This is a genomic window from Bacteroides cellulosilyticus DSM 14838 (assembly GCF_000158035.1).
Taxonomy (GTDB): domain Bacteria; phylum Bacteroidota; class Bacteroidia; order Bacteroidales; family Bacteroidaceae; genus Bacteroides; species Bacteroides cellulosilyticus.
In genome coordinates, this window is record NZ_EQ973490.1 from 1,907,184 (window position 1) to 1,910,883 (window position 3,700).

4 protein-coding genes are annotated in these 3,700 nt (G+C 44.9%); 2 read left to right on the forward strand and 2 right to left on the reverse strand.

From position 1 onward, the window contains the following. Nucleotides 1-775: M28 family peptidase (locus BACCELL_RS11355; RefSeq protein ID WP_007211931.1), on the reverse strand; the 775-nt coding region annotated here is incomplete at its 3' end. Beyond that, nucleotides 772-1,734, reverse strand: coding sequence for a S66 peptidase family protein (locus BACCELL_RS11360; protein WP_007211932.1), 963 nt, complete (start codon nucleotides 1,732-1,734; stop codon nucleotides 772-774). The genes BACCELL_RS11355 and BACCELL_RS11360, both read right to left, overlap by 4 nt. Before the next feature lie 244 nt (nucleotides 1,735-1,978). On the opposite strand from BACCELL_RS11360, the gene BACCELL_RS11365 reads away from it, so the two are divergent. Both BACCELL_RS11365 and buk read left to right on the forward strand, forming a co-directional pair. After that, nucleotides 1,979-2,893: a phosphate acyltransferase gene (locus tag BACCELL_RS11365; protein WP_007211933.1), complete on the forward strand. Its 915-nt coding sequence runs from the start codon at nucleotides 1,979-1,981 to the stop codon at nucleotides 2,891-2,893. A 61-nt stretch (nucleotides 2,894-2,954) separates the two neighbouring features. Then, a partial coding sequence (gene buk, locus BACCELL_RS11370; protein WP_007211934.1) for a butyrate kinase occupies nucleotides 2,955-3,700 on the forward strand: 746 nt, incomplete at its 3' end.

The window sequence follows — 3,700 nt, forward strand, 5'->3', positions numbered from 1 at the left end:
CGAAGCCTAAAGCGTTGGCTGTTTTCCAGACTTTCTCATTGACATTGGGAGCTACTTCATGAGACAGGCTTTCATAACGGAATTCTGCATTTTTGCCACCTACCATGTCCAGCAATATACCGAAGCGTGCATTATATCCCTGTACGTGCGGGTTGCGTGCCCAATACTGTGAGCCAAGTCCCCAGTATTCTTCTTTATGCGGGCCGTTGTAAGCCTGGTGTGTTCCATAATCTTCAGCATCTACAAAAACAATATCTATACCCATTTCCGGCAACTGTTTCTGCAAATGACGTGCTATTTCCAATAATACGCCTACACCGCTGGCACCGTCATTGGCACCTAAAATGGGGGTGTAATGCTTTTTAGCGTCCGGGTCAGCGTCTGCCCACGGACGGCTGTCCCAATGAGAAAAAAGTGCAATACGCTTTTTTGTATCCGGTTTGTAGGAACCGATGATATTCCGGGCCTTTAGTAATGTGCCGGTATAGGCAGGTAAGTCTACATATTGGCTAGTAACCTTTGCACCGAATTCTGTCAGTTTATCAGCCAGATAATTGCCACAATCCACATGCGCTTTCGTATTAGGAACGCGTGGACCGAAGTCAACCTGTGCTTTCACATACTGGTAAGCACTGTCTGCGTTGAACTGTGGAACATTGACGACGCTTTTGGTTGTTGTTTCAGTGTCGTCGCTTGCCTTCTTGGTATTGTTGCTGCATGCTATGAATGCAAGCAACACCAGGCATAAAGGGATGAGAGTATAATTCCGTTTCATTCTTTATCTAAATTAAAACTTAGTTTCACTTCTTTTCTTCCGGTCTCCAGCGTTACTTCCGCTCCGTTTATCATGGGCAGGTTCATGCTGACATGTCCTACCGGAAAATTAAAACAGACGGGGTAATCGTATTCTTTCACGAGGTCGGCAATTGCACCGTATAACTCTTTCCCCAAAGACTTGTTTTCCTCGTATTCCGTAAACTGTCCGATAATAAGGCCGGATAGTTTTTCTAATATACCGCCCAGTTTCAGATTGTAGATCATGCGTTCTACTGCATGCGGACGTTCGCCTACATCTTCTATAAAGAGAATGGTTCCTTCAGCGGGAATATCGTAAGGAGTGCCGCGCAGCCCATAAAATACGGACAGGTTGCCACCTCGTAAAATGCCGCTGGCGGTTCCTTTATGGTTTAATTTGTGTCCGGGGCAAATATAGCTGAAACCATTTTCTGAGATTTCTACAGATTCTGCTGTCTCCGGATTAAAATGTCCAAAGAGGATATCTTTGAGTGCCAATGTGCAGAAATCATCTTCGGATTCTACCGTCAAATGGCGTGCCATCAGGGCGTGGAGTGATGCAAAACCTTCTTTCTGGAGCACATTATGTAATGCGGTAATGTCACTGAAACCAATCAGCCATTTAGGATGTTCACGAAAGCGGGTAAAATCGAGTTTCCCTAACAGGTGCACTGCTCCGTATCCGCCACGGCTGCATAGAATAACTTTAGCCTTTTCATCATCCAGCGCATTCTGTAAATCTTCTACGCGCTGTTTGATGCTGCCTCCATACGTTCCGTGTGAGCTTCCGGCATGTTTAGCCATTACCACTTCCAGTCCCCAGGATTTCAAACGCTTTTTGGCTCCTTTCAAAAAAGACTTGTCTATCTTGCTGGAAGGAGAAAGGATGATGACACGATCACCTTTTTGTACGTATGACGGAAAAATAAGGCTGTTCATAATTCAATATTTTGCGTATGGGGACAAAAGTACATAAAATAACTCAAAACGAAATTTAGTTTACACCACAGATTACACAGATTAACGCAGATTATTACTTTTCACCATGATTAGAATAAATCTGTGTTAATCTGTGTAATCTGTGGTGTAAACTATCAAAATGAAATAAGGCTTGCGAAATTTCCTGGAGTGTTATGCTGCATTTCTCGACATTTTTTCAGATATTTGCTAAAAATCTAACGTTATGGAACCTATTCGAAGCTTTGATCAACTAACCTCGCATTTGAAATCCTTGAACAAAAGGAAACGTATTGCAGTAGTTTGTGCTAATGACCCCAATACGGAATACGCCATTGCCCGTTCTCTGGAAGAAGGGATTGCGGAGTTCCTGATGATTGGCGACTCTGCGATTCTTGAAAAATATCCTACATTGAAGAAATATCCCCAGTACGTCCGTACGGTGCATATAGAGGATCCCGATGAGGCGGCGCGTGAGGCTGTACGTATTGTTCGTGAGGGTGGAGCGGATATTTTGATGAAAGGCATTATCAATACAGATAATTTGTTGCATGCTATCCTTGACAAAGAAAAAGGTCTGTTGCCTAAGGGTAAAATCCTGACCCATCTGGCTGTAATGCAGATTCCTACGTATGATAAGTTGCTGTTCTTCTCGGATGCCGCCGTAATTCCGCGACCCACTTTGCAGCAACGCATAGAGATGATCTGGTATGCCATCCATACTTGTCGCCACTTTGGCATCGAACAACCTCGCATTTCACTTATTCATTGTACGGAGAAGGTAAGTGCCAAGTTCCCCCATTCGTTAGATTATGTCAATATCGTGGAGTTGGCGGAGGCCGGAGAATTCGGAAATGTAATAATCGATGGTCCGTTGGATGTAAAGACTTCCTGTGAGAAGACAAGCGGTGATATCAAAGGGATTGCATCTCCTATCAATGGAGAAGCGGATGTGCTGATCTTCCCTAATATCGAATCGGGAAATGCTTTTTATAAGGCTGTATCCTTGTTTGCCCATGCTGATATGGCAGGTCTGTTGCAAGGTCCTGTATGTCCGGTGGTGCTGCCCTCACGTAGTGATTCCGGTCTCTCTAAATATTATAGTATTGCTATGGCATGTCTCACTTGTGCCTGTGACTAAGTGGCAGGGTGATAAAGTAGGTGATCCTAATCGTAAATTGTAAATCGTCAAATCTTAAATTATGAGAATTCTTGCTATCAATCCCGGTTCTACTTCAACGAAAATTGCAGTATACGAAGACACAACTCCGCTTTTGGTGCGTAACATTCGCCATTCAGTAGGAGAACTTTCCCATTTCCCTCGCGTCATCGACCAGTTTGAATTCCGCAAGAATCTGGTAATAGAAGCCTTAAAAGAGAATGGTATTCCTTTTGAATTTGATGCCATCGTAGGGCGTGGGGGATTACTGAAACCCATTCCGGGCGGAGTGTACGAGGTGAACGACGCCATGCTGGATGATATAACCCATGCCATGAGAAGCCATGCGTGTAATCTGGGGTGCCTTATAGCTTCCGAATTGGCAGCATTGCTTCCCGATTGCCGTGCTTTTATTGCTGACCCCGGTGTCGTGGACGAACTGGATGAGATAGCCCGTATCACGGGTTCTCCACTGATGCCACGTATTACCATTTGGCATGCTTTGAACCAGCGTGCCATTGCCCGCCGTTATGCTGCCGAGTTAACAGCCGCTTCTCCCGATCATCCGGTGCGCTATGAAGACTTGAATTTGATTATCTGTCATTTGGGTGGTGGCATTTCTGTTGGGGCTCACCATTACGGGCGTGCTATTGATGTGAATAATGCGCTTGACGGTGAAGGTCCTTTCTCTCCCGAACGTGCGGGAACATTGCCTGCCGGGCAGTTGATTGATCTTTGTTATTCCCATCGTTTCAGAAAGGATGAACTGAAGAAACGCATTTCCGGCCA